We start from the raw sequence: 25,697 nt of genomic DNA, 5'->3' as shown, positions 1-25,697 counted from the left end.
TCCTTTGCAAACGCGACCTCAGCGCCATCCATTGTTAGCCAGCACTTTCCATCGCAGCAAGGGCCTCGCGGTCGCCTTGGACGAAGGGGGCGAACAAACCTTCCAATTGGGCCAATCGCTCACGCAAAAGCTCCGCCGCGATATCAAGGGTCCGCCGCTAACGAAGGCGGAGCATCTTTAAGCCCCGGATTTTTCGATGCATTTGGCCGCATGCGCGCCATCTCGATGTTTGCCAAGGTACTTAGCCGTGGTTGCGCAATTAACAAATCGTAAACAGGTTATTTACAAGTTGCTAATTTTATAATTTACTAATGCCTTATATATGGGAGGGTTTCCGCGGACCGGGCAGTAGGCCTGTCGGTCCGTGCGGTCTGCGAAGCCAAGAGAGTATCTGGAGCAAGTCACTTCGTGCGTGAGGGCGCCGAGGGTGTTTGGTGGCGTGCAAAGAAGACGTCGTACTGCCTTGAACTCAAGGTCAGCGTTTTCCCAACCTGATGTTCCCTTGCAAGTAGTCGATTCCCTCGCAAGTTGACACGCATGTTGGGAGTTGGCTGTGGTTGGTGTGATACCAAGTGCGAAACGATGCGCCCGCGACGCAGGTTTCCGCTTCGATCAACCCCTCAATTATCCGCACCTTCTCGCCAGCAAGGATTGCCCCGCGATTGACGGGTATTCCTCGGCGCCCTGTGGACCGCCGCACGCCTGCGAACTCCACACCCTCAGTGAAGACAAGTGGGACGCCGCTCGATCGAGCGGCACCAAGAGGCCGTCAAGCCTTGCGCGTGCGTCTCGTCGCAATGCGCGTCGCCGGTTGGTTCACGGAGCTGCAGGCTGCTCAATGCGCGCGGCTCGAGTGCCGATAGAAGCGCGGCCGGCCTCAGCGAGCGCGGGCTCTCGGCAGCGATAGAAACCTAGGCACGAAACAAGACACACAGCGGCGCAGCCGCCGCCGACCAAGGAGGACATGATGAGCTACATAGCAGGGTTTGCGGTCATGGAAGTTGCCGTTAGAGGCGTCTTGCCCATCGGCGACACGACCGAAAATGTGCCCTATTTTATCCTGGACACGGCCAAGAGCGCCATCGTCGGCCAGGTCATTCTTCCCAAGGCCGCCAAGCGAAGCCTCGCCGTTGCTGTCACCGTCAAGGTTCCGGCCGCAGCCGGCTCATTTGCGATTGGCACGTTTGACGATGGCGGGAATTTCCAGGCCTGCAGCTTCCTGCGCGTAGAGAGCCCCGCTTTCGAACGTCCCGACGGCGCCGTCGGGCCGTCCGGACGATGACCTCTACCAAATCCCCTTGTTTCACCGCTCGCCGGCAAAGCCGGTGGGCGGTTTCCCCTTGAATTGAATTCGAAGCCAACAGGAGCCAGTCATGGCCCGTGCCTCTGAAATTCTCTTTGTCGATCCTTCTATCTCCGACCTTCAGACAGTTCTCGGCAACGTGCGACCCGAAGTCCGGGCTGTCATGCTGGACGGCCGCCGACCGGCGGCGCAGCAGATCGCTGCCGCATTGTCAGGGCACGAAGGGCTCGAGGCGGTGCACGTCATCGCGCACGGCGGGCCTGGCCGGATTAGCTTCACTGCAGGTGAATGGTCGGCGGCCACACTGAAGGGAGGCGCTGAGGACTTCGCCGCCATCGGCAGGGCGCTCGCCGCGGACGGCGAACTGCGGCTGTGGAGCTGCGAGACGGCATCGGGGAATGTCGGCGAGGCCTTCATTGTAGCGCTGGAAGAGGCCATCGGCGCGGACGTCCGCGCATCGAGGTCGCTGGTTGGCGCAGCGGCCCTGGGTGGCGCCTGGGAACTGTCCGCACGCGCCAGCGCGTACAGGCCCCTGCCGCCGCTGACTTTGGTTGGCGTTGCAAGTTACACCGGCGTGCTTGCATCAGGTGACCTTACGATCACTGGCACGATACAGGGCAACGGCAACAGCACTGCGGTCAACACCTATTATCTGGTGGATACGACAGGTAATGTAGTAGTCGGCAGTTTTTCACTTCCATCCGCGACTAACGGTGGTCTAGCTCTTTCGTTCGCTATAACTGTAACAATTCCAAATAACTTGCACGACTATATCATTTACGACGACAACTTCAACGTGTACGCTACACTTACGCACAACGCCGCCGGGACTGCTTTTGTTTTCGCGCCCGATGCCGGCAACAATGGCGACAATAACAATACGTTTGCGCCGGCGACTCTCACCCTCACGCAGTCAGGCGCCACGGGCCCGACAGGTCCCGCAGGCCCGACCGGTGCCACAGGTGCGACCGGCGCAGGTGCGACCGGCGCGACGGGTGCTACCGGCGCCACCGGCGCGACAGGCGCAACTGGAGCGGGCTCGACCGGTGCCACAGGAGCGACTGGCGCTTCAGGTGGAACCGGCGCAACTGGCTCTACAGGCGCGACCGGCGCGACCGGCGGTACGGGTGCGGCTGGCTCGACCGGAGCCACAGGTGCGACCGGCGATACCGGTGCCACTGGCGCTACCGGCGATACGGGTGCGACAGGCGCAACTGGCGATACTGGTGCAACTGGTGCAACTGGCGACACCGGAGCAACTGGTGATACCGGCGCAACGGGCGCTACTGGTGATACCGGCGCAACGGGCGCTACTGGTGATACCGGAGCAACAGGCGCTACTGGTGATACCGGAGCAACGGGCGCTACTGGCGATACCGGCGCGACTGGTGCAACTGGCGACACCGGAGCAACTGGTGATACCGGTGCGACCGGCGCTACTGGCGATACCGGAGCAACGGGCGCTACTGGTGATACCGGCGCAACAGGCGCTACTGGTGATACCGGCGCAACAGGCGCTACTGGTGACACCGGTGCCACAGGTGCGACCGGCGATACCGGCGCGACTGGTGCAACTGGCGACACCGGAGCAACGGGCGCTACTGGTGATACCGGTGCGACGGGCGCTACTGGCGATACCGGAGCAACCGGCGCTACTGGTGATACCGGCGCAACAGGCGCTACTGGTGACACCGGTGCCACAGGTGCGACCGGCGATACCGGCGCGACTGGTGCAACTGGCGACACCGGAGCAACTGGTGATACCGGTGCGACAGGCGCTACTGGCGATACTGGTGCGACCGGCGATACCGGAGCCACGGGTGCAACCGGCGACACCGGGGCAACTGGTGATACCGGAGCAACGGGCGCTACTGGTGATACTGGAGCAACAGGCGCTACTGGTGATACTGGAGCAACAGGCGCTACTGGCGATACTGGTGCCACAGGTGCGACCGGCGATACTGGTGCAACTGGTGACACCGGTGCCACAGGTGCGACCGGCGATACCGGCGCGACTGGTGCAACTGGCGACACCGGAGCAACTGGTGATACCGGTGCGACGGGCGCTACTGGCGATACCGGAGCAACGGGCGCTACTGGTGATACCGGAGCAACGGGCGCTACTGGTGATACCGGCGCAACGGGCGCTACTGGTGATACCGGCGCAACGGGCGCTACTGGTGACACCGGTGCCACAGGTGCGACCGGCGATACCGGCGCGACTGGTGCAACTGGCGACACCGGAGCAACTGGTGATACCGGTGCGACAGGCGCTACTGGCGATACTGGTGCGACCGGCGATACCGGAGCTACGGGTGCAACCGGCGATACCGGTGCCACGGGTGCAACCGGCGACACCGGGGCAACTGGTGATACCGGAGCAACGGGCGCTACTGGTGATACTGGAGCAACAGGCGCTACTGGCGATACTGGTGCCACAGGTGCGACCGGCGATACTGGTGCAACTGGTGACACCGGTGCCACAGGTGCGACCGGCGATACCGGCGCGACTGGTGCAACTGGCGACACCGGAGCAACTGGTGATACCGGTGCGACGGGCGCTACTGGCGATACCGGAGCAACGGGCGCTACTGGTGATACCGGAGCAACGGGCGCTACTGGTGATACCGGCGCAACGGGCGCTACTGGTGATACTGGAGCAACAGGCGCTACTGGTGACACCGGTGCTACAGGTGCGACCGGCGATACCGGCGCGACTGGTGCAACTGGCGACACCGGAGCAACTGGTGATACCGGTGCGACAGGCGCTACTGGCGATACTGGTGCGACCGGCGATACCGGAGCTACGGGTGCAACCGGCGATACCGGTGCCACGGGTGCAACCGGCGACACCGGGGCAACTGGTGATACCGGAGCAACGGGCGCTACTGGTGATACTGGAGCAACAGGCGCTACTGGCGATACTGGTGCCACAGGTGCGACCGGCGATACTGGTGCAACTGGTGACACCGGTGCCACAGGTGCGACCGGCGATACCGGCGCGACTGGTGCAACTGGCGACACCGGAGCAACTGGTGATACCGGTGCGACGGGCGCTACTGGCGATACCGGAGCAACGGGCGCTACTGGTGATACCGGAGCAACGGGCGCTACTGGTGATACCGGCGCAACGGGCGCTACTGGTGATACTGGAGCAACAGGCGCTACTGGCGATACTGGTGCCACAGGTGCGACCGGCGATACCGGCGCGACTGGTGCAACTGGCGACACCGGAGCAACTGGTGATACCGGTGCGACAGGCGCTACTGGCGATACTGGTGCGACCGGCGATACCGGAGCTACGGGTGCAACCGGCGATACCGGTGCCACTGGTGCAACCGGCGACACCGGGGCAACTGGTGATACCGGCGCAACGGGCGCTACTGGTGATACTGGAGCAACAGGCGCTACTGGCGATACTGGTGCCACAGGTGCGACCGGCGATACCGGAGCAACTGGTGACACCGGAGCAACGGGCGCTACTGGCGATACCGGAGCAACGGGCGCTACTGGCGATACCGGAGCAACAGGCGCTACTGGTGATACCGGCGCAACGGGCGCTACTGGTGATACTGGAGCAACAGGCGCTACTGGCGATACTGGTGCCACGGGTGCGACCGGCGATACCGGCGCGACTGGTGCAACTGGCGACACTGGTGCAACTGGTGACACCGGAGCGACAGGTTCGACCGGCGCCACGGGCTCGGCTGGTGCGACAGGTGCGACCGGAGCGACGGGCCCGGGCGGCGGTGACACAGGTGACCACGACCATGGCAATAACGGCTTTGGCAATGGAGATCAGGATGCACCTGGTGGTTCCGGGAACAATAACAATGCAGAAAACGGCCCTGGTCACAGCCACGCCAAGGTCACATCCGACTCGCTCGGGCTGAAGGACTCTACGCAATTCCTGCAGTCCGGCTCGACTGACGGCAGCGGCGGTTCCGGCGGCAATACCTCGTTCGGCCACCTGATCAGCCTGGCGGCGACTTCGGTAACGACGGACCTGCTGAATGTCCTCAAGACGATCAGCGGATTCGGCAACAACCAGAACAAGCCGTCCGGGGCGAGCACGGATCTCACCTCGGACCAGACCAAGCCTGGCGCCGGCTACGCCAGCAACGACCACACGGTCAAGACGTCCCTGAAGGATCTCTTGAAGCCGCACGAGTGAGTAGGCAATGGACCTGGACAGGGACTGGTCCAGATTGAGAACAGGCGCGCGGGCTTCGCTGGAAAGCGGGACCCGCGCGCTGATTATTCTAAATTGTTGGCTCGCAAAGCATCATCCCGCTTCGCGGGAGAGCGGAATTCTCACGTTCACCACCTCCAGACACGGATTGGCATGAGAGTCGCGCGGCGGATCGGTTCGGAGTACAGTGCTGTGTTACCGGAAACCTCGGCGGAAACGCCTCGGCCCGGGCATTTTCGAACCCTCGCCCTGCGTACCGGATGAGAAGTCCATGGTAAACGTGCCCGTAAACGCCGAAAACCAGCCGGTCTCGATCCGTGCAAACTCCGAAGTCGCCGATGCAGCGCGCCAGGCCGGCGTGCACAACGCTGCCGAGCGGCCTCCCGGCGGTCCCGCCGAGCGCAACCAGATCGCGCCACGCCTCAAGGCAGTACTGCAGGCCGCCCGTTATCATGGCGTCGAACTCGACCCCAACGAATTCAGGACAGCGAGCGCGGTTCCGACCGCTACCGATCTCTCCGAATGGGCGCAGAACGCCGGCATGTGGGCGCGTGCCCTGCGTATCCGCTGGTCGCACCTCTTGCGCTTCCAGGACACCGGACCGGTCGTGCTCTTGTTCAGCGATGGCGGCGCGGCCCTCCTGACCGGAGCGAGTGCGGAGCGCAATGTCGTCTTCCTCAAAAGTGCCGACGCGCCAGACGACGGTGAGGCCACCGCCATCGATGAGCTTCGGCTGTCGCGGGTGTGGACGGGTGAGGCGGTGCTGCTGCGCGCGACACGGTCGCACGTGGCGGCGGATGCGCCTTTCACCCTTCACTGGCTCACCCAGCTGGTGCGGCTAGAAAGCCAGCCCCTGCGCGACATAGCCATTGCCTCGTTCACGCTGAGCATCCTGACCATCCTGCCGCCACTGATCGTCATGACTTTGGTCAACAAGGTGTTGCAGTTCAACAGCATCTCGACTTTGGTGCTCTTGTCTGCGGTGATTGCCGTGGTCTTCGCCTATGAGACACTTCTTGGCCATGCGCGGCGACTGATCATCAACGTCGTCGGCGCCCGCCTGGACACCAAGCTGCAGTTGCACGTCTTTAGCCGGCTCTTGCGCCTGCCGCTCGATTATTTCGAGCGTCATCCGGCCGGCGAGACGATGTATCATCTGGCCCAAGTCTATCGTATTCGAGAGTTCCTGACCGGAAAACTCCTCAGCACATTCCTGGATCTAATCACACTGTGCGTGCTGGTACCGGTCATGTTCTATATCAACGCCACGCTCGCCTGGGTCGTAATGGCTTGCGCGGCCGTGATCATGCTGATCATCCTTGCCTTTCTCAAACCGCTGCGCCGCAGATACCAGCGAGTGGTCGAAGCCGAGACCTGGAAGTCGGCGGCGCTTGGCGAGACTGTCGTCGGCATCAAGACAGTGAAGGCGCTCGGCCTCGAGCCGCAGCGCAAGGCGCTCTGGGACGAGCGGGTGGCGGAAGCCGGAAAGGCTCGCCTCGCCTTCGGGCAGCTTGCAAGCTGGCCGCAGACGCTGGTCACGCCGATCGAACGCGTCATGGTGCTCGGCACCATGCTGGTCGGCGCCTATCTCGCGTTGAACGACCGCTCGGGCTACCTGGTTGGCAGCCTGTTCGCCTTCATGATGATCTCGCAGCGCGTAGCGCAGCCGCTGGTCGGCCTGGCGCGACTGGTTGAAGACTACGAGGAGGTCGGTGCAGCCATCGGCGAGGCAGCGTCGGTTCTCAACCGGCCGCTGGAGAGCAGTTCGAATTCCACCGGCCTGAGACCCAGGCTCGTGGGCGAGGTCACTTTCAGCGACCTGACCTTCAGCTACATCGCGACGAAGACACCGGCGCTTGACAGGGTCAGCTTCCACATTCCCGCCGGCAGCATGTTTGGCATTGTTGGGCGCAGCGGGTCGGGAAAATCAACGATCGCGCGCCTCCTGCAGGGAATCAACCGCGACTATAGCGGTTTCCTCAAGCTCGATGGCGTCGACCTCAAGGAGATCAACCTACGCCATCTTCGCCAAGGACTCGGCGTGGTCCTGCAGGACAACTTTCTCTTTCGCGGGTCGATCCGCGATAACATCATCGCCGGGCGGCCAGGCCTGACGCTTTCCGATGCCATGCGTGCAGCACACCTCGCCGGCGCCCAGGAATTCATCGAGCGTATGCCCAATGGCTATGACACCTATATCGAGGAAGGTTCGCCCAATTTGTCAGGTGGTCAAAAGCAGCGGCTGGCGATCGCACGCGCTCTCATCCACGATCCGACCATTCTCATCCTCGACGAAGCGACCAGCGCGCTCGACCCGGAGAGCGAGGCGGTGGTAAGCGCCAATCTCATGCGCATCGCCAGCGGGCGCACGATGATCATCGTTTCGCACCGGCTGTCCTCACTGACAGAATGCGACAACATCCTGGTTATGGATCAGGGTAAGGTCCTTGACGTCGCGCCGCATGCGACACTGCTCGAGCGATGCGCGCTTTATCGCCAGCTGTGGTCGCAGCAAAACCGGCACCTCGACGGCCGTCATGGCCGCCCGGTCGCCATCCCACCGCGGTTGGTTTGACGATGCCACAATTCAGGTCCGGTAACCCATGAGTAGCACCTCTCTCATCGCCCTTCCGGCTCGGCGGCATCGGATGGAAACGAGGGATCCGACAACGCCGGCCATACTCGAGTTCCAGTGGCCGTCGACGGCTGTCGCCAATGCTCCTATCCCGCAGGCGGCGCGCGGCATCGTCTGGATCATCGCGAGCCTGGTCATCGCGCTGATCGCTGTGGCCGGACTGATACCGGTCGATCAGGTTGTCACGGCCAGAGGGCTCGTGGTGTCAAAATCGCCCAATATGGTCGTGCAGCCGCTGGAGACGGCGATCGTGCGCTCGATCGACGTGCGTGAAGGACAGCACGTGCAGGCCGGTCAAGTGCTTGCTCGCCTCGATGCGACTTTTGCTTCTGCCGATCTGGCGACGCTCGCCATGCAGGTTTCGACGCTTGAAGCTGAAGTCGCGCGGTTGAAGGCGGAAGCGGATGGCCGGGCTTTCGATTATGACGGGCTCGACCCAAGCTGGACCCTGCAGGCATCGATTTTTGAGCGCCGCAAGGCGGTCTATGACGCCAAGGTTGAGAATTTCGACCGCCAGCGCGACGAACTCAGTTCCGTAATCTCGCGCTCGCTATCGGATGCAGATGGCTACCGCCAGCGGCTCGCGGTCGCCGGCTCGATTGAGCAGATGCGCAAGCAACTCGAGGCAAGGCAGGTAGGCAGCCGCCTCAATACGCTGCTTGCCGAGGACAATCGCGCTGAGATGTCCCGGGCGCTCGGCAATGCCGAGCAGACCGCGCAAGCCGCAAGGCTCCAGCAGGCAGCGGTGGCCGCCGAGCGCGACGGCTATATTCAGGGTTGGCGAGCGGATGTTTCACAGAGCCTGTCCGAGGCCAGTTCGCGCATGTCCGACGCCCGCGAACTTCTCAACAAGGCAAAGCTGCGTAAGCAATTGGTCGAGCTGAAGAGCGAAGCAGACGCCATCGTTCAGTCGGTGGCCAAGGTCTCGGTCGGGTCGGTCCTGCAGTCCGGCGAGCGATTGATTACGCTGGTGCCGGCCAACGCGCCGCTTGAGATCGAGACAAACATCGTCGGCCGCAGCAGCGGCTTTGTGCATGTCGGCGACCCAGTGGTCATTAAGTTCGACACCTTCCCCTATTCGCAATACGGCCTTGCTCATGGCACCGTGCGGGCACTTAGCCCCGATTCCTTCTCCGCGCAGGAGCAAGCACGCGATCCGAACAGCTCCCTGGCTATGCTGCCGCCCGACGCCGAGCCGTTCTATCGCACGCGCATTTCCATCGACCAGGTCGCCCTCCACGGCGTGCCTGCCGGTTTCACCGTGAGCCCCGGCATGCCGGTGACCGCCGACGTAAAGGTCGGCCGTCGCACAGTGCTCAAATACATTCTCGGTGTGATGCTCCCGGTCGGCCAGGAGGCAATGCGGGAGCCGTAGCGCACGGGGGTATCGGAGACTCGGATCGATGACAATCCTGGATCGGCTGACTGTTCTTGCTTCCCCGGCGGCAGCGTTGCGCCGGGCGATCCAGCTCGCTGACAGCGGCAAGCCCGCAGAAGCCTTTCCGCTGATGGCGAGCGCGGCGCGCGCGGGGATCGTCGACGCCGAGTACCGGGTCGCGCGTTGCTATCTCGAAGGCTCGGGTGTGCCGCCGAGCCGTGTGGAAGGCGCGCGATGGCTGATGCGGGCAGCCAATCACGGGAGCGCCGATGCGCAAGCGCTCCTCGCCGCGCTCTATTTGACGGGGCTGGTGGCTAAGGAAGCTGACGGCAACGGCGCCGAATCCAACCAATTGTTTGAACCAGATACCTCGGGCAAACCAGACTTCACGGCCGCGTTCGACTTTGCCACCAAGGCGGCCGAGGCGGGCTCGGCCGTGGGACAGGCGATCCTCGGCTATATACTTACCAGCGGCCCCAAACCAATGCGCAACGCAGATGCGGCGCACCGGTGGTACGAGAAGTCGGCTTCTGCCGGCTGCGCCGAGGGGTGTCTCGGCTTTGCCCTGTCGCTGGCCCGCAACGGCAAACGGGAAAACAGGGTCAGGGTTGCAAAAGAGGTAAGACGTGCCGCCGACGCCGGTCTGCCGACCGCAATCTACCTTCTCGCGGTTCTTACCGAGCACGGGCTGGGCGTCGCACGCGAAATGGCTGCAGCGGTTCAACTATATCAGGCTGCTGCGGAGAAAGGCCTTCCCTCCGCCCAGTTCCGGTTGGGATTAGCACTGATTGATGGTGCATTTGTCGACCAGGATATTGCTGCTGGAGAGGCGTGGATGCGGCGTGCTGGGTTGGCAGGCAATATCGAGGCCGCCTATCTCCTCGGCGAGCGCTATGTGAAGACGCAGCGGCCGGATTTTGCAGAATCCGCAAACTGGTACCGGCGGGCGGCCGAAGCGGGCCACCAGGCCGCTGCCCGCGCGTTGGCCTCGCTCTATTTAACGGGGAACGGCGTGGCTCAGGATCTCGAAGAGGGGGCACGCTGGCTGCGCGCCGCTGCAAATGGCGGCAATCAGGAAGCACAGGTCGATCTCGCCAATCTTGTTCTCGAAGGAGCCGGCGAGCCCGATGATCATGCAAGCGTTGCCGGATGGTTCGAAGCGGCCGCATCATCGGGGGACCTGATAGCGGCATTCAATCTTGGGCTCTGCTTCGCCAACGGAGTCGGCGTCCGCCAGGACGAGGGGCAAGCGGCGCAATGGCTAAAGCGCGCGGCTGAAGGTGTCGCCGAGGCGCAATATATGTACGCCCGCCTCCTGCAAGATGGACGCGGCGTGGCGCCCGACCCATCGCAGGCCCGCCTCTGGTTTGCTCGGGCAGCCAATGCCGGCATGCTCGACGCGCAGGTGGCGCTTGCCGAGATGCTGCTCAACGGGCGCGGGGGCACACGTGAGCCAAAGGTTGCCATGCAGCTGTTCGAGCGCGCCGCTCTCGACGGTCACGCCGGAGCGATGTTTGCACTTGGCGCGCTGTATGGTGCTGGCCAGGGCGTGCCGGTCAACCAAACGGCAGCGCAGGAATGGTACGCAGCCGCTGCTGGACGTGGGCATGGCCAAGCCCAACTCATGCTCGGGCGATATTTCTCAAGGGGTATCGCTGGGGAGCGCGACCCGGTAGCCGGTCGCCTGTGGCTCGAGCGCGCGGCAGCCTACGGTATCAGTGAAGCGGCCGACGAACTTGCCGAACTCGCCTCGGGTTGAGGCCCGCATAGCCCGCTTCGGTCGTATTCGAGACGACGAATTCCGCTTGTTCTGCGAATAGGGTAGTCAACCGTCGCCAGTCAACCTCGGCATCGAGCGCGCGCCGTATGCTCTTCACGCCGATTTCATGCTCAACGCGCCGGCCCTTCTCCAGCCCACGAACCACAACCGGGTAGCCCTCACCGCGGGCAAGCGCCTGCAGCCGGGCTCGACCGGCGGCCTATCCGCTGATCGCAACCACCGTGATCGGGCCGACCGCGTCGCCTGCCTGCAGCGCCTCGTGCACAAAGAGCGCTGCATGCGCCTGCAGAAAGCGGCTGGTGCCGAACTGGAAAATGGGCGTGACGACTTCCTTCACCATCGATCGTATTCGTTCTCAATTAGCTTCGAAAGGGTGAGGTGCTGCGCATTCGGCCGCCAGCCCAAGTGTGATCCGCCTGCTGCGAAATGTGACCATCGTGTCTGCTGAAGTCACGCGGATCCTGCCACATCGATGACGGCCTTGATCAGACCGGACTTCTGCCGCGCCCAGATCGCGATGTCGCGGGGGCTGTTGCGCAGGGTCGTGCGGTGGGTGACGAGCTGGTCAATTGGTATTTTACCGGCCCGGATCGAGGCAATGACGTGCTGGAAATCACTGTGCGTCGCATTGCGACTGCCGATCAGCATCATTTCCCGCTTGTGGAACTCTGGATCGGAGAAGGTTATGTCGTCCGGCACGACGCTGACCATCACCATGACGCCGCCATGGGCGACATAGGTAAAGGCCGACTGCATCGAACGGCTGTTACCCGTGGCGTCGAAGACGACATCGAAGCCTGCTTTGACGGTTCGCTCCGCTATCGTCTCAATGATCGATCCCTTCGATCCGTCGATCACCAGGAAACCCAATTGCGCGGCAAAGGCCAACCGCTCGGTGTCGACGTCCATGACGGTCACGCTTTGTTGCGCGATGCGGGCAAAAAGCGCGGTGCCGAGGCCGATCGGCCCGGCGCCGATGACCAGGTTGCGATTGCCTGGCCCAGCCATCGATCTGCGCACCGCGTGCGCACCGATGGCCAGAAACTCGACCGTGGCCGCCTCGACCAATGACAGGCCGGTCGCTGGAATCAAGTTCTGTGCCGGCACGAGAAGCTGCTCACTCATGGCACCGTCACGGTGCACGCCCAGCACCTCGATCGCCACGCAGCAGTTCGGCTTGCCCTGCCGGCAGGCCGCGCATTTCCCGCAGGCAAGATAGGGATTGACGAGAACTTGCTCTCCGACCGCCATCGCCCCTGGCGCGTTGATCGCCGCGATCGTTCCCGAAACCTCATGGCCCATGACGCGTGGATAGGCGAGATACGGATGCTTGCCCTCGAAGATGTGGTAGTCGGTTCCACAGATGCCGACATGGGCGACGTCGACCAGTGCCCAGCCCTCCGGCGGACTGCCCGGCGCAGGCCGCTCTTCGAACACCAGTCTGCCGGGTTCGACGCATCGGACGATCTTAATGGCAGGGTCCATGGCCGTAATTTCATCCCTTCGCTAGCGGCGCTCTTCATCCCAGTGTCGACACAGGAAGTGGTCCGGCGGAGCAATCCGCCGGACCATTGCTGGATCACTCGAAGTCTTTGACGTTCTGCAGCGTGACGAGGCCGGCGCCGGTATCGACATTCGCCTCGACGGTTTCCCCGCGGATCGCCTTGACGACGGTGTCGATGCCAAGCTCGCCCATTTTTGCCGGAAATTGTGCAACGCTGGCGTCTTCCGCGCCCGACTTGATCGCTTCGATCTCACCGCAGCAGGCATCGAAGCCGACCAGGATGATCTTGTCGTTGGCAATGCCCGCATTGCTGATCGATTTGACAGCACCCGGGATTGGCGGGCCGCAGGCGGCGTAGATCGCCTTGAGATCGGGATTGGCGGTCAGGATGTCTTCAGTCACTGACGTGCCAAGTTCGAGCGTGCAATTGGTTGCACCTTTGCCGACGACCTCGACCTTGACGTCGCCGAGACCCTCCATCATGCCGGTGACCCGGTCGTCCAGCGCCGGCACTCCGGGCACCCCTTGCAGGATGCCGATCTTGTCGCCGCTCTTCAGCACGGTCTTCAGGTACTCTCCGGCGATCTTGCCGCCATTGAGATTGTTGGTCGAAACCAGTGCCGTCTGGCCTTTCCAGTCAGGTATGCTGTTGTCGACGAGAACCACCTTGATGCCGGCAGCGACCGCCTTGTCGAGCGCCGGCGCTACGGTCGGATCGACCGGAGTGATCGCCAGACCCTTGACGCCTTGGGTGATCATGGATTCGATCAGCGCGATCTGACCCTCGATGTCGGTGGCCGCCTGGCCCTGACCGGTGACCAGCTCGATCTCTGGATGAGATGCCGCGTATTTCTTGGCGGCGTCCTCCATGGTCGAGTAGAACGGCACCGGGAATTTCGTAATCAGGCCGACCTTGATCTTGTCGGCGGCCGAAGCCGGCATCGCGAACGCAACGGCGATCGCCAGCCCAGCGGACAGTTTTCGGTTCATTGGCATTCCATTCCTCCCTTGGAATTGAGGCGTCTTCCGGCGGAAGTCGCTTCAGGCATTTGCGGACCGGAACGGTCCCCAAATCTCGAACGGGTCAGGCTCCAACGATCATGGAAACCAGCTCCTGTTTGTTGTCCTTGGTCGGCATGAGTTCACCAACCTTGCGACCCTGGCGAAGCACCACGGCGCGATCGGCAAGCTCGACGACATGTTCCATATTGTGAGTTATCAGGATGACGGCGTTGCCCTGATCGCGCAGCGCAGCGACCAGGTTGAGCACCTGGCGTGATTCACGCAGGCCAAGTGCTGCGGTTGGCTCATCCAGGATCACGACCTTGCGGGCAAATACGGTCGACCGGGCCACCGCAATGGCTTGCCTTTGCCCACCCGACATCATGGCAACGACGGCGTCCAGCCGCGGCAGCGTAACCTTGAGTTTTGTCAATAAAACGCGGGTCTCGGCGTCCATCTTGCGCTGTTGAAGAAATCGCAGGCCGCGTGGAAGCCATTGCGGCCAGGCCAGTTCGCGACCGGCAAAGAAGTTTTGTCCCGGCGTCAGATTGTCGAACAGCGCCAGGTCTTGATAAACGGTCTCGATGCCGGCAAAGCGCGCATCCGCAGGGGAGCGTATCTGCGTTGGCGCACCGTCCAGAAGGATTGCGCCGGCATCGAGTTGGTGCACGCCGCTGATGCATTTGGTCAGTGTCGATTTGCCCGCGCCATTGTCGCCGAGAAGCCCGAGGATCTCACCGCGCCGGACCTCGATGCTGACATCGTCCAGCGCCACAACCGAGCCGAAACGCTTGGTAGCACCGCGCACTGCCAGCACGGGATCATCCGTTGTGGCTGCATGATCGACACTGGCCATAACGGCGCTCATGACTGCCTCCCGGCCTGCATGACACGCATGCGCCCTTCGAGATAGTTGCGCAGCACGTCGGACTCGACCGCTACGACGATGACCACGCCGATGACGATGAGCTGGAAGAAGACGTTGACGTTGAGCAGGTTGAGCGCGTTGCGGATGACGCCGATCATGATGGCGCCGATCAAGGCATGGCCGAGATGGCCGCGGCCGCCGAGAAAACTGGCACCGCCAATGATCACCGCCGCGATCGTATCCAGTTCCAGCAGATTGCCGAACAAGGGCGAACCGGCGTCGGTGCGGCCGGCAAGGATGACGGCGCCGATGCCGGCGCACAGCCCTGAAATCACATAGACCGAAACCAGGACCCAGGACACGGGAATGCCCATGCGCACGGCAGCGTCGGGCCGGCCGCCGACGGCATAGATCCAGCGCCCCCAGACCATCGTCTTGGCCATGATGAAAAGAACCGCGGCAACGCCGGCAACGACGAAGACCGATCCCGGCAGACCCCAGACAGCCTCGCGGCCGAGTGCGTCGATCGAACCCGGCATGCCAGGGATGGCGCGCCCGTCGGCCAGTTGCAGCGCCAACCCCTTGGCGATGCTCAATGTCGCCAGCGTGATGATAAAAGGATGCGGCAGCCGGCCGAAGACGTAGAAGAGCCCGTTGATGGCGCCCACCGCCGCACCGCATCCAACCATCACCGCGATCACCACGATGGCAGGAGCGCCGGCATGAAAGCTGAGCGCGCCGACGACGGAAGCCAGTGCAACGTTCGAGCCGACGGAGAGATCGATCCCGCGTGTCAGGATGACCAGATGCTGGCCCATCGCCACCACCGAGATGACGGCGGTCTGGGCGAGGATGTTGCTGAGGTTGCGCCCTGTGAGGAAATAGGGTGACAGAAAGCTGAGAACGACGATCAGCAGCACGAGGATGACGACCGGACCAGCGCTCAGCAGGGCCAGGCCAAGCGCAAGGCCGGGAACAGCTTCCTGCTTCCTGGAAGCCGGCAACGCGGCCTCGCCGGCAGTGGTGCCGGTGTTTCCCGTTTCAGGCAAAATTCCCCTCCCCGCCGAAGCTCGTGCGAGCCGCGTCGTCAAAAACTCAAATCATGCTTAGGTCCTCTTCTTATCGATAAAAAACAACTGGCTTGATTGGGTCAAGTTGTTTTTTATGGATAAAGTTCATGCTAAAAAGGACAAGGTATTGTTTGGAGGAAGGTGCGATGCGAACCGACACCGTCTACAAGAAGGCCTTCAATCGAACTGCAACTATGCTGCGCGATGGACAACTGGTCGGGGGGCTTCCCTCCGAAAATGAGCTGAGGCGGCTCATCGGCGTCAGCCGCACCACCGTCCGAAAGGTTCTGCAAGAACTTGTTCGCCGCGAGCTTGTCACCGTACGCAACGGCATCAGGACAGTGGGACGAGAGGTCGATGAGAACGACTGCTATCCCGACGCCGAAACAACGCCACGCGCCAAGCATGTCGAACAACAATTCATGGAGTGGATGCTGCGGGGTGACACCAGGCCCGGAACAAGTATCAACGAGCTGGAGCTCGCACGGCAGTTCGGTGTGGCGACCAACGGAATTCGCGAGTTCCTGATACGCTTCAGCCGCTTTGGGCTGATCGAGAAAAGACCTAATACAGGCTGGCTTTTCAAGGGCTTTACGGAGGATTTCGCACTCGAGCTGTTCGAGATTCGGGTGATGTTTGAACTGCGTTCCGCGCAACTGTTTTCGCGGCAGCCAGACAGTTCTCCCCTTTGGTCAAAACTCGCAGCGCTGAAGATGGCGCATGCCGATTTGCTGGAGCAGATTGAAAGCCGCTTTCACGACTTCTCCGGCCTCGACAACCGCTTCCACAGGCTCATAAACGAGGCGTCACCGAACCGCTTCATCGATGATTTCTACGACATCATCACCTTCATTTTTCACTACCACTATCAATGGAACAAGCAGGACGAAAAGCAGCGCAACCTTGCCGCGCTGCACGAACACCTCGCCTATATCGATGCGCTTGAGAGCCGTGACTCCGCCCGGATCGAGGCGGCCTGCCGCGCGCATCTGGCATCAGCCAGGGAAACGCTCATGCGTTCGCTGATTGGGTTCGATGAATGATGGATTAGAGGCGCCACTCCCATTGAAGAGAACCGACGCCCCTCAGGAATGCGTTGGTTCCAGGAGTTTACGCGTGGCGGATTTCCGTTCCCAGCACCTTCAAACATTCGCGGATGAACGCCGCAAGCGCCGTCCAACCCTTGGCCGAAACCATCGTCCCATCGACATAAGCATCGGTGGGAGAGAGGTCGATGTAGGTGCCGCCGGCAAGGGTCACCTCCGGCTCGCAAGCCGCGAGCGCCGCCACCTTCTTGCCACGGACGACGCCGTCGACCGCGATCAGAATCTGTACGCCATGGCAGATCGTGAAGATCGGTTTTTTGGCCTCGTGAAAATGACGGACCATCGCCTGCACGCGCTTGTCGGTGCGAATGTATTCGGGGCCACGACCGCCGGCGCAGTAGACAGCATCGTATTGGCTCAGCTGCTTCTCTGCGTCGGAAAAGGTCTTGTTGATCAGCGCATTGTGACCGGGCTTTTCGGTATAGGTCTGGTCGCCTTCGAAATCGTGCAGCGACGTCTTGATCGTGTCTCCGGCGCTTTTGTCGGGGCACACGACATGAACGGTGTGCCCCACCGCTTCCATCGCCTGCTGATAGACGAAGATTTCATATTCCTCGGTGAATTCGCCGGTCAACATCAGGATCTTCTTGCTTGGCATGGCTCTTCCTCTCGGCTTGTTTCAAGGCGAGGCGCACTTCGCGCCCGCCTTCTACGGGATCAAGATCGGGTCAAATCGCGGACTGGGGAACGATATTCCTTGGCGTGGTCGTGGGTGATCGGCGGCTCGTTGACGATGCTTCGGACAAGCGACATCGCGATGGCTACTCGAACGCAGGCAGGAGCCGGTCCCGCGAATTCTCGATGTGCACGCGCATGACCTTTTCGGCGGCGTCGGGATCGCCCGCAGCGAAGGCAGCGAGAATAGCCTCGTGCTCGTCGAGCGCCTCTTCGGTCACCCGCGAGTGGTACATCAGGCGGAAGATATGGAAGTGGGTGTGCTGGTGATTCAGCGTCTCGCGAATGAGCTCGTTCTGGGCGAACTCGACGATCTTGTCGTGGAAGATCGCATCCTGACGGGCGAAGTTCGAATAACGTAGGCGTTCATCTTTCCCCACCCGCCGGGCCATGACGCCAGCCGCCTCCCGCAGCACGGTCAGGCGCTCATCGTCCATTGTGGCAGTGGCTTTGGCCGCCGCGGCAGGTTCAAGCAGAAGGCGCAGCTCGTAAAGCTCGTCAAAGCGCCTGCGGGTGATTTGCGGAGCGGCCCGATACCCGATCAGGTGGGTCTTCAACACCAGGCCCTCGCCCTCCAATCGGCCAAGCGCTTCGCGAATGGGAGTATGCGAGACGTTGAATTCCTTGACGAGATTGTCGACGGTGATGCGCGATCCCGGAGCAATTCTCAAAGACATCAATTGCGCGAAGATTGCTTCGTACACGTCGCCAGCCAGGCTGTTGGCGCGCTGGATGCGGCCGCTAGCGCGGGCTTCATCGTCAACCGTCAGGTCGGTGTTCTGCATCGTTTGCCTCTTGACAGAAGCACCCACTAACACGATGCTCCGCCCAATTCAATCCTATATCCTATACGATTTTATAGAGGATACGCATGAGAATCACCCGGAGCGTCGCGGCCGGTCTCCGGAACGAAGCCAATTCTCTTGGCTCCCAATCCGTCTTCGAAGGATCCTGTGCATGACCTTGTTTGCAGCGGCGCGCCTGCCGCGCGAGATCCTGTTCGGCAAAGGCCAGCGCCATGTGCTGCCTGCCGTTGCCGCCAGATATGGGCGGCGCGCGTTCGTCTGTACCGACGAGCGTTTTGCTGCGACATCGCAGTTCGCCGAAATTCTTGCTGGCTTGCACAACGCGGCGATAGACACGCTGGTCTACGACCGAACGCTGCCGGATGTGCCCCGCGCCAGCGTCGCCGCCTGCATTGCGGAGGCGAAGGATTTCGAGCCGGACATGGTGATCGGAATCGGCGGCGGCAGTTGCCTCGACATGGCCAAGTGCGCAGCACTTCTGCTCAGCCATGGCGGCAGGCTCGAGGATTACTATGGCGAGTTCAAGGTACCAGGTCCTACCCTTCCCGTGATCGCCGTGCCGACCACGGCCGGGACCGGCTCAGAGGTGACCCCCGTCGCGGTGATCTCCGATCCGGATCGGACGCTGAAAGTAGGTATCTCGAGTCCCCACCTCATCGCCGCTGTGGCGCTTTGCGACCCGGACCTGACGGCGACATGTCCACCCTTACTGACGGCGATCGCCGGCGCCGACGCGCTGACGCACGCAATCGAGGCTTTCACCGCCGCCAAACGCGGCGCTGATCCTCATTTGCCGCAGCAGCATGTCTTCGTCGGCAAGAGCGCTCTGACCGATCATTTCGCGCTTCTGGCCATCAGGCTGCTTGGCCGCAGTCTCGAAAAGGCATATCGTGACGGATCGGACGAGGATGCGCGCGCCGATGTCATGATGGGAGCGCTGGCCGCCGGTTGCGCCTTCGGCACGGCGGGAACGGCAGCCGCCCATGCGGTGCAATATCCTGTCGGCGCGCTTACCCATACTGCGCATGGTCTGGGTGTCGCCACCATGCTGCCCTATGTGATGAACTACAACCTTGCCGCCGCGGCCGCAGAGATTGCCGAAGTCGGCGCTGCCCTCGGCCTTCCCCCTAAGAGCGGCGACGGTGCCGATGCATGGGCGCACGCCACCATCCGGGAGGTGAGCCGGCTGTTTGGCGCCATCGGCATCCCACCGACCCTGGCCGAACTTGGCCTTGCCGAGGACAAGATCGACTGGACGGCTGAGCAGGCGCTCGGCATCGACCGGTTGATCAAGAACAATCCCCGTCCCTTCGACCTCGCCGCGATGCGACGGCTGGTCAGGGCTGCTTATGACGGCGACATGTCCGCCACCATGATGTGATCGACCAGGAGCTCATCCCATGAATATCGCCGCAGACATATCCGACGAGGATCAAGACATGTTCGACTACGCCACGGCCTCGCACGGTCTCTACATCGGTGGACGCTGGCAGCCCTCGTCCGAGGGCGGCGTGATCGAAGTGGTCGATCCATCGACCGAAGCCGTGATCGCGGCGGTTCCCGATGCCACGCTCGCCGACGCAGCCTCCGCCGTCGACGCGGCCGCGAAGGCAGCGGCCGGCTGGCGCGAGACCCCGCCGCGCAGACGTTCGGAAATCCTGCGGCGTTGCTTCGAACTGATGACCGAGCGGGCGGAGACGTTGGCTGCGCTGATCTCGCTGGAGAATGGCAAGGCGCTGCGCGATGCGCGCGGTGAAGTCGCTTACGCGGCGGAATTTTTTCGCTGGAACGCCGAGGAGGCGGTCCGCATCAGCGGCGAGTTCGGCATTGCGCCCTCGGGCGCGAACCGGATCATTGTCGACTACCAGCCCATCGGCATTTGCGTGCTCATCACGCCATGGAATTTTCCGGCCGCCATGGCGACACGCAAAATCGCGCCGGCGCTGGCGGCCGGCTGCACGGTTATCCTGAAGCCCGCCAGCGAGACGCCGCTGACCGCCTATGCGCTAGCAGCGCTCTACGCGGAAGCCGGCGTGCCGCCTGGCGTCGTCAACGTCCTGACGACCTCGACCCCAGGGCCGGTGACGGCGGCAATGCTGGCCGATCCACGCGTGCGAAAACTGTCATTCACCGGCTCGACAGGCGTTGGCCGCGCACTCCTTGCCGAGGCTGCAAAACACGTCGTCTCCTGTTCCATGGAGCTTGGCGGCAACGCACCGTTCATCGTCTTCGACGACGCCGACCTGGAAGCGGCACTCGACGGGGCGATGGTTGCCAAGATGCGCAACGCCGGCGAAGCCTGCACCGCCGCCAACCGCCTTTACGTGCAGGCCGGCATCCATGATGCCTTCACCGATGGGTTGAGCAAACGCATGGCCGCGCTCACAATAGGCCCCGGCACACACTCGGAAACCGAGTGTGGTCCGATGATCACCAGGAAGTCCGTGGACAAGATCGACCGGCTCGTCCAGGACGCGGTTGCCCGTGGCGCCAAGGTTCTGTGCGGTGGAGCGATCGCCGAAGGCAAAGGTTACTTTTACCCACCGACGGTGCTTCGCGACGTGTCCGTCGACGCTGCAATGGTACATGAGGAGATATTCGGTCCGGTGGCGCCGATCATGCGCTTCGGCAGCGAGGCGGATGCCATCGCAAAGGCCAATGACACCGAATACGGTCTCGCGGCCTACATCTACACGCGTGACCTGGCCCGAGGGATGCGTGTGGCATCGAAGATCGAGTCGGGCATGATCGCCCTGAACCGCGGCCTGATGTCGGATCCGGCGGCGCCTTTCGGCGGGGTCAAGCAGAGCGGGCTGGGCCGCGAAGGTGGTCAGAAGCACGGCGTTGCCGAGTTCATGGAGGCGAAGTACATCGCCGTGACCCTGTGAGCGGACACGCCAAAGATCCGTTTCGCATTCGCGACCACGTGGTCGAGTTCGACGACATCGTCGCCGACATCGTGCGCAGAAGCGAGGCTACCAGGGCGAACGTTCCAATGGTCGCCGATGTCGCCTACGGGCCTGACGCCACGGAGACCATGGATCTGTTCTTTCCCCAGGGCGAACGAGACCGGCTGCCGGTGCACATGTTCATCCACGGTGGCTACTGGCGCATGTTCTCCAAGCGCGACTATTCCTATGTCGCCGAGACCGTGACGAAGGCAGGTGCGATCGCGGTCATTGTCGACTACGCGCTGATGCCTGCCGTCAGGATGGCCACGATCGTCGACCAGGTGCGCCGCGCCAGGCGATGGGTGCTCGACCATATTGCAGACCATGGCGGCAATCCCGATCTGCTGACCGTCAGCGGTCATTCCGCCGGAGCGCATCTGGCAACGATGCTTTTCGACGGCGACAGCCAGCCTTCCCGCATCAAAGCCGCACTGCTGCTCGGCGGCCTTTACGACCTGAAGCCGTTGCAGACCTCGTTCCTTGCCGCCGAAATCGCGATCACCGATGAAGACGTCCGCCGGTTCTCGCCGATCAACCACAGCTTCGATCCATCCGTGGCCGTTGAGATCGCGGTCGGCGCCGATGAAACGCCACCCTTCCACGGCCAGGCCGCAATCTTCGCGAACCAGCTGGAAAAACAAGGACTGGCTATTTCGCGCACAACGCTTGCGGCGGTCAATCACATGAGCAGCGTCCGCGACCTTGGCCTGGCGGGCACCGATACCGCGTCACTGTTGGCCCGCCTCGTGGCCGTGTGAACCTTGTTGCGCATGTGGCGCCGGTGAGAAATGCCTCCATCACCGTTGCCGCCATCCTGCCGGAAGGCATGCATCAGGCCGCCGGCGGCTGCATCTCTCCGGTGTAGAACTGTCGGGTCATCTCGGCACCGGCACGCGCCCTTGCTGGGTCCTCGCCGGCCGCAATGTCGGCTTCGCCCCAGCCGGTGCTGGAGGTCCGCACGAAGTCCTTGCCCTGTACCGTGGTCGGCCATGCCGCGGCTTCCGCGGGGTCGATGGCGGTGGCGGAATCGGCGATGTGCCACGCCAATCCCATGAGGCCGAGTTCCCAGCCGACGCCGACCGCGCCCGGTCCGAACGGCGGTAGGTTCGGATCTATGATCGCGGCGTGCTCCAGCTCGAGCCGTGTGCCCTGGCCGTCCGGCGTCAGCGTGACGGTGACCCACGTAACGTTGCTGCCAAACTCCCAGGTCGCGCCGATCCGCTCGTGCGGCCGGCACTCGGTAATCGTGCCGCCAGCATTGCCCTGGAACTGGTAGCGGCCACCAAGCGCGAGGTCGCCGCTTACCGGCAGGAACCATCTCTCCATTCGCGGCTTGCTGGTCAGCGCATCCCACAGGTTGGCCGCAGAGGTATCGTAGACGCAGGAGGCGATCATCGCTTTGGCGGGCTTGCCGTCGCGCTCTAGATTGCGGACGGTCCGGGTCATTGTGTTCATGTGGGCGCTGAGGTCAAAGGTCATGGTGGAACTCCAACGTTGAACGAGGCAAGAGCCATGCTTGCGGGACAGTGGTGAGCAAATATCAGCTGATCGAGCGCGCCTGGGTCGAACAAGAAGATCGCGACGTCCTGGATCTCCCAACGTGCCGGTCGGCGCGATATTCTCTTTGGCCTCGAAGACGTTGCCCAAAGCCCACCGGATGTAGAAAAAGGGCATAGCGGCCAGATACAGGTTCGGTACCCACCACAGAGGGTCAAGCTCCTGCCTGAGTGACCAAAACGAAATCGCCATCAATCCTGAAGCATGCATCAATGTGAGAGCAACAAGGACCAGGACCTTCGCCTTTCCATGGTCGCCTCGCCCGGAGAGATGGACGGCGTAGAGACCCAGCAGGGCGAAGACGATGTCGATCGGAAAATAGGACCAGTTCCAGGCGACGAGAATGGGATTCGTATAGTCGCTGTAAACCAGACTGGGCGGAAACAAACCCATTGCAGTCGAGAACCAGTACAGGAGAAAGAATATGTCTGTCGCGGCGATTTGCCGGCGAAGAGACCGTGGCATAGAGCTCATCGACAACGCTTCCAATATTGGTCGCTTGCGTCGATTTGCAGTGGCGTAGAGATTGCACCTAACCCAGTCACTCGGTCACTCGGGTCCAGATTTCAGACTGGCAAAGGAGACCTGCAAGGGCGCATCCCTTGAGTTTGAGCTTCGACTCTCCTTCAGGCGCCAGTTTGCCGTTGTAAGTTCGACCGTCGAGCGGATTGTAGAGCTTGCCCTCATACTTGCCATTGTTTATCTGGCCGAGTTCGCTAAGCAGCGTAAGACCGAGCAAAGGCCTGTGCTTGAGGTTCGCTTGTGGGTTGAATTTGTCCAGCCAAGCCTTGCCCGTCGCAGGATCATTGGGCTCTTTGAGCCAGACAATTTGCCCGCATATGTTGCTGCCGCAGGCTTCAAAACGCACCCGAGAGGAGCCGTCTTCCGTCAGCCAGGTTCCCGAGAGAGGTTGTGCTCCAGAAGCAGACGCTAGTAGGCTGAGGGACGCAGCGATGGCTAAGGATACAAAACTGGATTTCGACATAATCGATCCTATATGGACAGTGTCCATATCTTTATAATCCGATATGGACGGTGTCAATATGAAGAGCGCACGCGCTAACGCCCATCAAGCCTATCATCATGGCGACTTACGCCGCGCGTTGGTGGCTGCCGCTTTGGCGGCCCTGGATGAATCGGGTGTTGACGCCGTAACGATCCGCGAAGTCGCACGTCGTGCAGGTGTTGCTCATTCGGCCCCGGCGAACCATTTCAGGGATCGCGCGGCGCTGCTTACAGCCGTTGCGGTGCAGATCTTTGGAGACGTCCAGCAAGCGGTGGAAAATGCCCTGGCCAAAGGGCCGGCGGGCCGTGATGAACGTTTGAGCGTCTTTGCCGATACGGTCGTACAGTTCGCCTTGGGCCATCCAAATCGCTATCGGCTCCTGTGGCGCAAGGATTGCCTTGATGCGACAGACGTGAACCTGGACGCTGCGGGAACGGTCATCTACGAGACCGTGAAGCAAGTCCTCGGGCCCGTGGCGACCACCCACACGATCAGCGCTGACACACAAGTGATTGCCGCATGGTCGATGATACATGGCTACGTGAGTTTACGGCTCGATGGCACATTGATTGACGGCTCTGACGAGGCAAATGCCAAGCCTCGTGCGGCAGCGATAGTTGATGTCCTGATCAAGGGACTATGACCCGTGTGTCCGCCGTTTTGGGACGCTCCATCACCCGTGCGCGGCGCCGCCACCAAGGAAGAGGCGGCGCAAAGTCTGGCCACCCTCATCACGAGCGGACTGTCCAGGCCCGCGCCAACCCCCAGATACGCGTCGGAGGCATCATGAGCGGACCACTGTTCCACAAGATCGATTGCGTGATGCTCAAGGTGGCTGACCTGGATGCCGCTCTTGGGTTCTACTCCGAATCCCTTGGGCATCCGCTTCTCTGGCGATCGCCAGATGCAGCCGGGCTGGGAATGCCGGGAACAGACACGGAGCTGGTCCTTCACACCGATCTGGGTCCCGAGGTGGATCTGCTTGTGGACGATGTTGACGCCGCGGCGGAACGTTTCGTCGAAGCGGGTGGCGCTATTATCAAGAAGCCGTTCGACATCCCGATCGGCCGTTGCGCCGTCGTCCGCGATCCGTTTGGCAATGCCATGGTGATGCTTGACCAAAGCAAGGGCTCCTTCGTCACCGATGCGACCGGGCGCGTGCTGCGCGTCGAGTAGTACTCGAGCACATCGCCGACCATGGGGGCGATCCCGGCCGACTGACTGTCAGCGGCCACTCCGCCGGTGCCCATCTCGCCACCATGCTGTTCAATGACCGAGCCTATCGTCAGACATCAGAGGCGCGCTGCTCCTTGGTGGGTTGTATGAGTTGAAGCCTCTGCAGACCTCGTTCCTTGCCACCGAGATCGCTATAACGGATGAGGAGGCCACCAATTTGTCGCCTCTGACACATGACTTCGATCCGTCAGTAGAGGTTGCGATCGCTATCGGCGGCGAGGAAACGCCGTCATTTCTTGGCCAGGCCGAGGCATTCGCCAGGCATCTGAGAAAGCAGGGGCTACATGTCTCTCAAACCATCATCGCCGGCGCCGATCACATGAGCAGCGTTCGCGACCTCGGTATGGATGGAACCCGCGCTGCGGATTGTTTGGCCAAGCTTATCCAGCGCGATGGAACTCCTGCACACAATGCAGCGACCAGGTCAGTGCCATAAAAAACGGGGAGCGATGGTCGGAGCGGTCAGCAACATGGAGGGTGAAAGTGTGGATTCCCCTGCGGACCAACAGTCAGGTGTTCTGGGCGCTCGCTGCTGCGTCTCAGCCAAGTGTTGGCTACTCGGCGCTAACCCACGGAAATGTCAGAGCTATTCTGAGACGGCCGAAAAACCCTAAAATCGGGTCTACGC

General features: G+C 62.0%; 22 protein-coding genes and 1 pseudogene. 14 read left to right on the top strand and 9 right to left on the bottom strand.

Annotation, left to right across the window (positions count from 1 at the left end; genetic code table 11):
- Positions 1–967: 967 nt before the first annotated feature.
- From ACYHH6_RS13505 to ACYHH6_RS13480, 6 genes and pseudogenes are all read left to right on the top strand, one after another.
- Positions 968–1,282, top strand: a complete 315-nt coding sequence (locus tag ACYHH6_RS13505; protein WP_162712396.1) for a hypothetical protein — start codon at positions 968–970, stop codon at positions 1,280–1,282.
- Between the two features lie 91 nt (positions 1,283–1,373).
- Positions 1,374–1,823, top strand: a pseudogene (locus ACYHH6_RS13500) (DUF4347 domain-containing protein); the annotation flags it as partial.
- 526 nt (positions 1,824–2,349) lie between these two features.
- Entirely contained in the window at positions 2,350–5,196 is a 2,847-nt protein-coding gene (locus ACYHH6_RS13495) for a proline dehydrogenase family protein (RefSeq protein ID WP_488500438.1), read from the top strand.
- Between the two features lie 570 nt (positions 5,197–5,766).
- Entirely contained in the window at positions 5,767–8,070 is a 2,304-nt protein-coding gene (locus ACYHH6_RS13490; RefSeq protein ID WP_352593191.1) for a peptidase domain-containing ABC transporter, read from the top strand.
- Between the two features lie 73 nt (positions 8,071–8,143).
- Positions 8,144–9,505, top strand: coding sequence for an HlyD family type I secretion periplasmic adaptor subunit (locus ACYHH6_RS13485; protein ID WP_352593194.1), 1,362 nt, complete (start codon positions 8,144–8,146; stop codon positions 9,503–9,505).
- 28 nt (positions 9,506–9,533) lie between these two features.
- Positions 9,534–11,267 carry an SEL1-like repeat protein gene (locus ACYHH6_RS13480; RefSeq protein WP_352593196.1) on the top strand — a complete coding sequence of 578 codons (1,734 nt, stop codon included), beginning with the start codon at positions 9,534–9,536 and terminating at the stop codon, positions 11,265–11,267.
- Between the two features lie 220 nt (positions 11,268–11,487).
- Here ACYHH6_RS13480 and ACYHH6_RS13475 read toward each other — a convergent pair whose 3' ends face one another.
- The 5 genes from ACYHH6_RS13475 to ACYHH6_RS13455 form a co-directional block, all read right to left on the bottom strand.
- Positions 11,488–11,628, bottom strand: coding sequence for a hypothetical protein (locus ACYHH6_RS13475; protein WP_352593199.1), 141 nt, complete (start codon positions 11,626–11,628; stop codon positions 11,488–11,490).
- A gap of 110 nt (positions 11,629–11,738) precedes the next feature.
- Positions 11,739–12,761: a zinc-binding alcohol dehydrogenase family protein gene (locus ACYHH6_RS13470; protein WP_352593252.1), complete on the bottom strand. Its 1,023-nt coding sequence runs from the start codon at positions 12,759–12,761 to the stop codon at positions 11,739–11,741.
- 106 nt (positions 12,762–12,867) lie between these two features.
- Positions 12,868–13,734, bottom strand: coding sequence for a sugar ABC transporter substrate-binding protein (locus tag ACYHH6_RS13465; protein ID WP_376740450.1), 867 nt, complete (start codon positions 13,732–13,734; stop codon positions 12,868–12,870).
- Positions 13,735–13,876: 142 nt separating this feature from the next.
- A complete protein-coding gene (locus ACYHH6_RS13460) occupies positions 13,877–14,662 on the bottom strand; it encodes an ATP-binding cassette domain-containing protein (RefSeq protein ID WP_352593202.1) in 786 nt (261 codons plus the stop codon).
- Positions 14,659–15,609 carry an ABC transporter permease gene (locus ACYHH6_RS13455; protein ID WP_435053489.1) on the bottom strand — a complete coding sequence of 317 codons (951 nt, stop codon included), beginning with the start codon at positions 15,607–15,609 and terminating at the stop codon, positions 14,659–14,661. Before ACYHH6_RS13455 ends, ACYHH6_RS13460 begins: the two co-directional genes overlap by 4 nt.
- 269 nt (positions 15,610–15,878) lie before the next feature.
- Here ACYHH6_RS13455 and ACYHH6_RS13450 point away from each other — a divergent pair, with 269 nt between their 5' ends.
- Positions 15,879–16,775, top strand: a complete 897-nt coding sequence (locus ACYHH6_RS13450) for a GntR family transcriptional regulator (RefSeq protein WP_352593208.1) — start codon at positions 15,879–15,881, stop codon at positions 16,773–16,775.
- A 67-nt stretch (positions 16,776–16,842) separates the two neighbouring features.
- Here ACYHH6_RS13450 and ACYHH6_RS13445 read toward each other — a convergent pair whose 3' ends face one another.
- Both ACYHH6_RS13445 and ACYHH6_RS13440 read right to left on the bottom strand, forming a co-directional pair.
- Positions 16,843–17,436, bottom strand: a complete 594-nt coding sequence (locus ACYHH6_RS13445; RefSeq protein ID WP_352593211.1) for a DJ-1/PfpI family protein — start codon at positions 17,434–17,436, stop codon at positions 16,843–16,845.
- 163 nt (positions 17,437–17,599) lie between these two features.
- The gene (locus ACYHH6_RS13440; protein ID WP_352593214.1) at positions 17,600–18,298 is read right to left on the bottom strand and encodes a GntR family transcriptional regulator; all 699 of its coding nucleotides are present in this window, start codon (positions 18,296–18,298) and stop codon (positions 17,600–17,602) included.
- 172 nt (positions 18,299–18,470) lie between these two features.
- Between ACYHH6_RS13440 and ACYHH6_RS13435 the strand changes: the two genes are divergently transcribed.
- Genes ACYHH6_RS13435 through ACYHH6_RS13425 form a run of 3 tightly spaced genes read left to right on the top strand, consistent with a single transcriptional unit; the run spans position 18,471 to position 22,028 of the window.
- Complete coding sequence (locus ACYHH6_RS13435; RefSeq protein ID WP_352593217.1) at positions 18,471–19,700, top strand: iron-containing alcohol dehydrogenase; 1,230 nt, start codon at positions 18,471–18,473, stop codon at positions 19,698–19,700.
- Positions 19,701–19,758: 58 nt separating this feature from the next.
- A complete protein-coding gene (locus tag ACYHH6_RS13430) occupies positions 19,759–21,207 on the top strand; it encodes an NAD-dependent succinate-semialdehyde dehydrogenase (protein ID WP_435053490.1) in 1,449 nt (482 codons plus the stop codon).
- Positions 21,204–22,028 carry an alpha/beta hydrolase gene (locus ACYHH6_RS13425; RefSeq protein ID WP_352593223.1) on the top strand — a complete coding sequence of 275 codons (825 nt, stop codon included), beginning with the start codon at positions 21,204–21,206 and terminating at the stop codon, positions 22,026–22,028. The genes ACYHH6_RS13430 and ACYHH6_RS13425 overlap by 4 nt, the downstream gene beginning before the upstream one ends.
- Positions 22,029–22,101: 73 nt before the next feature.
- Here ACYHH6_RS13425 and ACYHH6_RS13420 read toward each other — a convergent pair whose 3' ends face one another.
- On the bottom strand, positions 22,102–23,301 hold the full coding sequence (locus ACYHH6_RS13420; protein ID WP_352593226.1) for a DUF5360 family protein: 1,200 nt from the start codon (positions 23,299–23,301) through the stop codon (positions 22,102–22,104).
- 67 nt (positions 23,302–23,368) lie between these two features.
- Complete coding sequence (locus ACYHH6_RS13415; protein ID WP_352593229.1) at positions 23,369–23,812, bottom strand: DUF2147 domain-containing protein; 444 nt, start codon at positions 23,810–23,812, stop codon at positions 23,369–23,371.
- Between the two features lie 58 nt (positions 23,813–23,870).
- Between ACYHH6_RS13415 and ACYHH6_RS13410 the strand changes: the two genes are divergently transcribed.
- The 4 genes from ACYHH6_RS13410 to ACYHH6_RS13395 all read left to right on the top strand — a co-directional run bounded on the left by ACYHH6_RS13410 (position 23,871) and on the right by ACYHH6_RS13395 (position 25,505).
- The gene (locus ACYHH6_RS13410) at positions 23,871–24,476 is read left to right on the top strand and encodes a TetR/AcrR family transcriptional regulator (protein WP_352593232.1); all 606 of its coding nucleotides are present in this window, start codon (positions 23,871–23,873) and stop codon (positions 24,474–24,476) included.
- A gap of 143 nt (positions 24,477–24,619) precedes the next feature.
- A complete protein-coding gene (locus ACYHH6_RS13405) occupies positions 24,620–25,009 on the top strand; it encodes a VOC family protein (RefSeq protein WP_352593235.1) in 390 nt (129 codons plus the stop codon).
- A gap of 11 nt (positions 25,010–25,020) precedes the next feature.
- Positions 25,021–25,164 carry a hypothetical protein gene (locus ACYHH6_RS13400; protein ID WP_352593254.1) on the top strand — a complete coding sequence of 48 codons (144 nt, stop codon included), beginning with the start codon at positions 25,021–25,023 and terminating at the stop codon, positions 25,162–25,164.
- Positions 25,161–25,505 carry an alpha/beta hydrolase family protein gene (locus ACYHH6_RS13395; protein ID WP_352593238.1) on the top strand — a complete coding sequence of 115 codons (345 nt, stop codon included), beginning with the start codon at positions 25,161–25,163 and terminating at the stop codon, positions 25,503–25,505. The genes ACYHH6_RS13400 and ACYHH6_RS13395 overlap by 4 nt, the downstream gene beginning before the upstream one ends.
- The last annotated feature ends 192 nt before the right edge of the window (positions 25,506–25,697 follow it).

This window comes from Mesorhizobium sp. P171375, assembly GCF_057786075.1.
Note: the sequence above shows the minus strand (reverse complement) of the source record. Positions and strands in the feature narration are given on the sequence as shown.

Coding starts and splice junctions, on each gene's coding strand:
- ACYHH6_RS13490 (WP_352593191.1), top strand. CDS start 5,767: ATGGTAAACGTGCCCGTAAACGCCGAAAACCAGCCGGTCTCGATCCGT.
- ACYHH6_RS13405 (WP_352593235.1), top strand. CDS start 24,620: ATGAGCGGACCACTGTTCCACAAGATCGATTGCGTGATGCTCAAGGTG.
- ACYHH6_RS13415 (WP_352593229.1), bottom strand. CDS start 23,812: ATGTCGAAATCCAGTTTTGTATCCTTAGCCATCGCTGCGTCCCTCAGC.
- ACYHH6_RS13430 (WP_435053490.1), top strand. CDS start 19,759: ATGTTCGACTACGCCACGGCCTCGCACGGTCTCTACATCGGTGGACGC.
- ACYHH6_RS13485 (WP_352593194.1), top strand. CDS start 8,144: ATGGAAACGAGGGATCCGACAACGCCGGCCATACTCGAGTTCCAGTGG.
- ACYHH6_RS13420 (WP_352593226.1), bottom strand. CDS start 23,301: ATGAGCTCTATGCCACGGTCTCTTCGCCGGCAAATCGCCGCGACAGAC.
- ACYHH6_RS13435 (WP_352593217.1), top strand. CDS start 18,471: ATGACCTTGTTTGCAGCGGCGCGCCTGCCGCGCGAGATCCTGTTCGGC.
- ACYHH6_RS13440 (WP_352593214.1), bottom strand. CDS start 18,298: ATGCAGAACACCGACCTGACGGTTGACGATGAAGCCCGCGCTAGCGGC.
- ACYHH6_RS13475 (WP_352593199.1), bottom strand. CDS start 11,628: ATGGTGAAGGAAGTCGTCACGCCCATTTTCCAGTTCGGCACCAGCCGC.
- ACYHH6_RS13480 (WP_352593196.1), top strand. CDS start 9,534: ATGACAATCCTGGATCGGCTGACTGTTCTTGCTTCCCCGGCGGCAGCG.
- ACYHH6_RS13465 (WP_376740450.1), bottom strand. CDS start 13,734: ATGCCGGCTTCGGCCGCCGACAAGATCAAGGTCGGCCTGATTACGAAA.
- ACYHH6_RS13460 (WP_352593202.1), bottom strand. CDS start 14,662: ATGAGCGCCGTTATGGCCAGTGTCGATCATGCAGCCACAACGGATGAT.
- ACYHH6_RS13445 (WP_352593211.1), bottom strand. CDS start 17,436: ATGCCAAGCAAGAAGATCCTGATGTTGACCGGCGAATTCACCGAGGAA.
- ACYHH6_RS13450 (WP_352593208.1), top strand. CDS start 15,879: ATGCGAACCGACACCGTCTACAAGAAGGCCTTCAATCGAACTGCAACT.
- ACYHH6_RS13505 (WP_162712396.1), top strand. CDS start 968: ATGAGCTACATAGCAGGGTTTGCGGTCATGGAAGTTGCCGTTAGAGGC.
- ACYHH6_RS13410 (WP_352593232.1), top strand. CDS start 23,871: ATGAAGAGCGCACGCGCTAACGCCCATCAAGCCTATCATCATGGCGAC.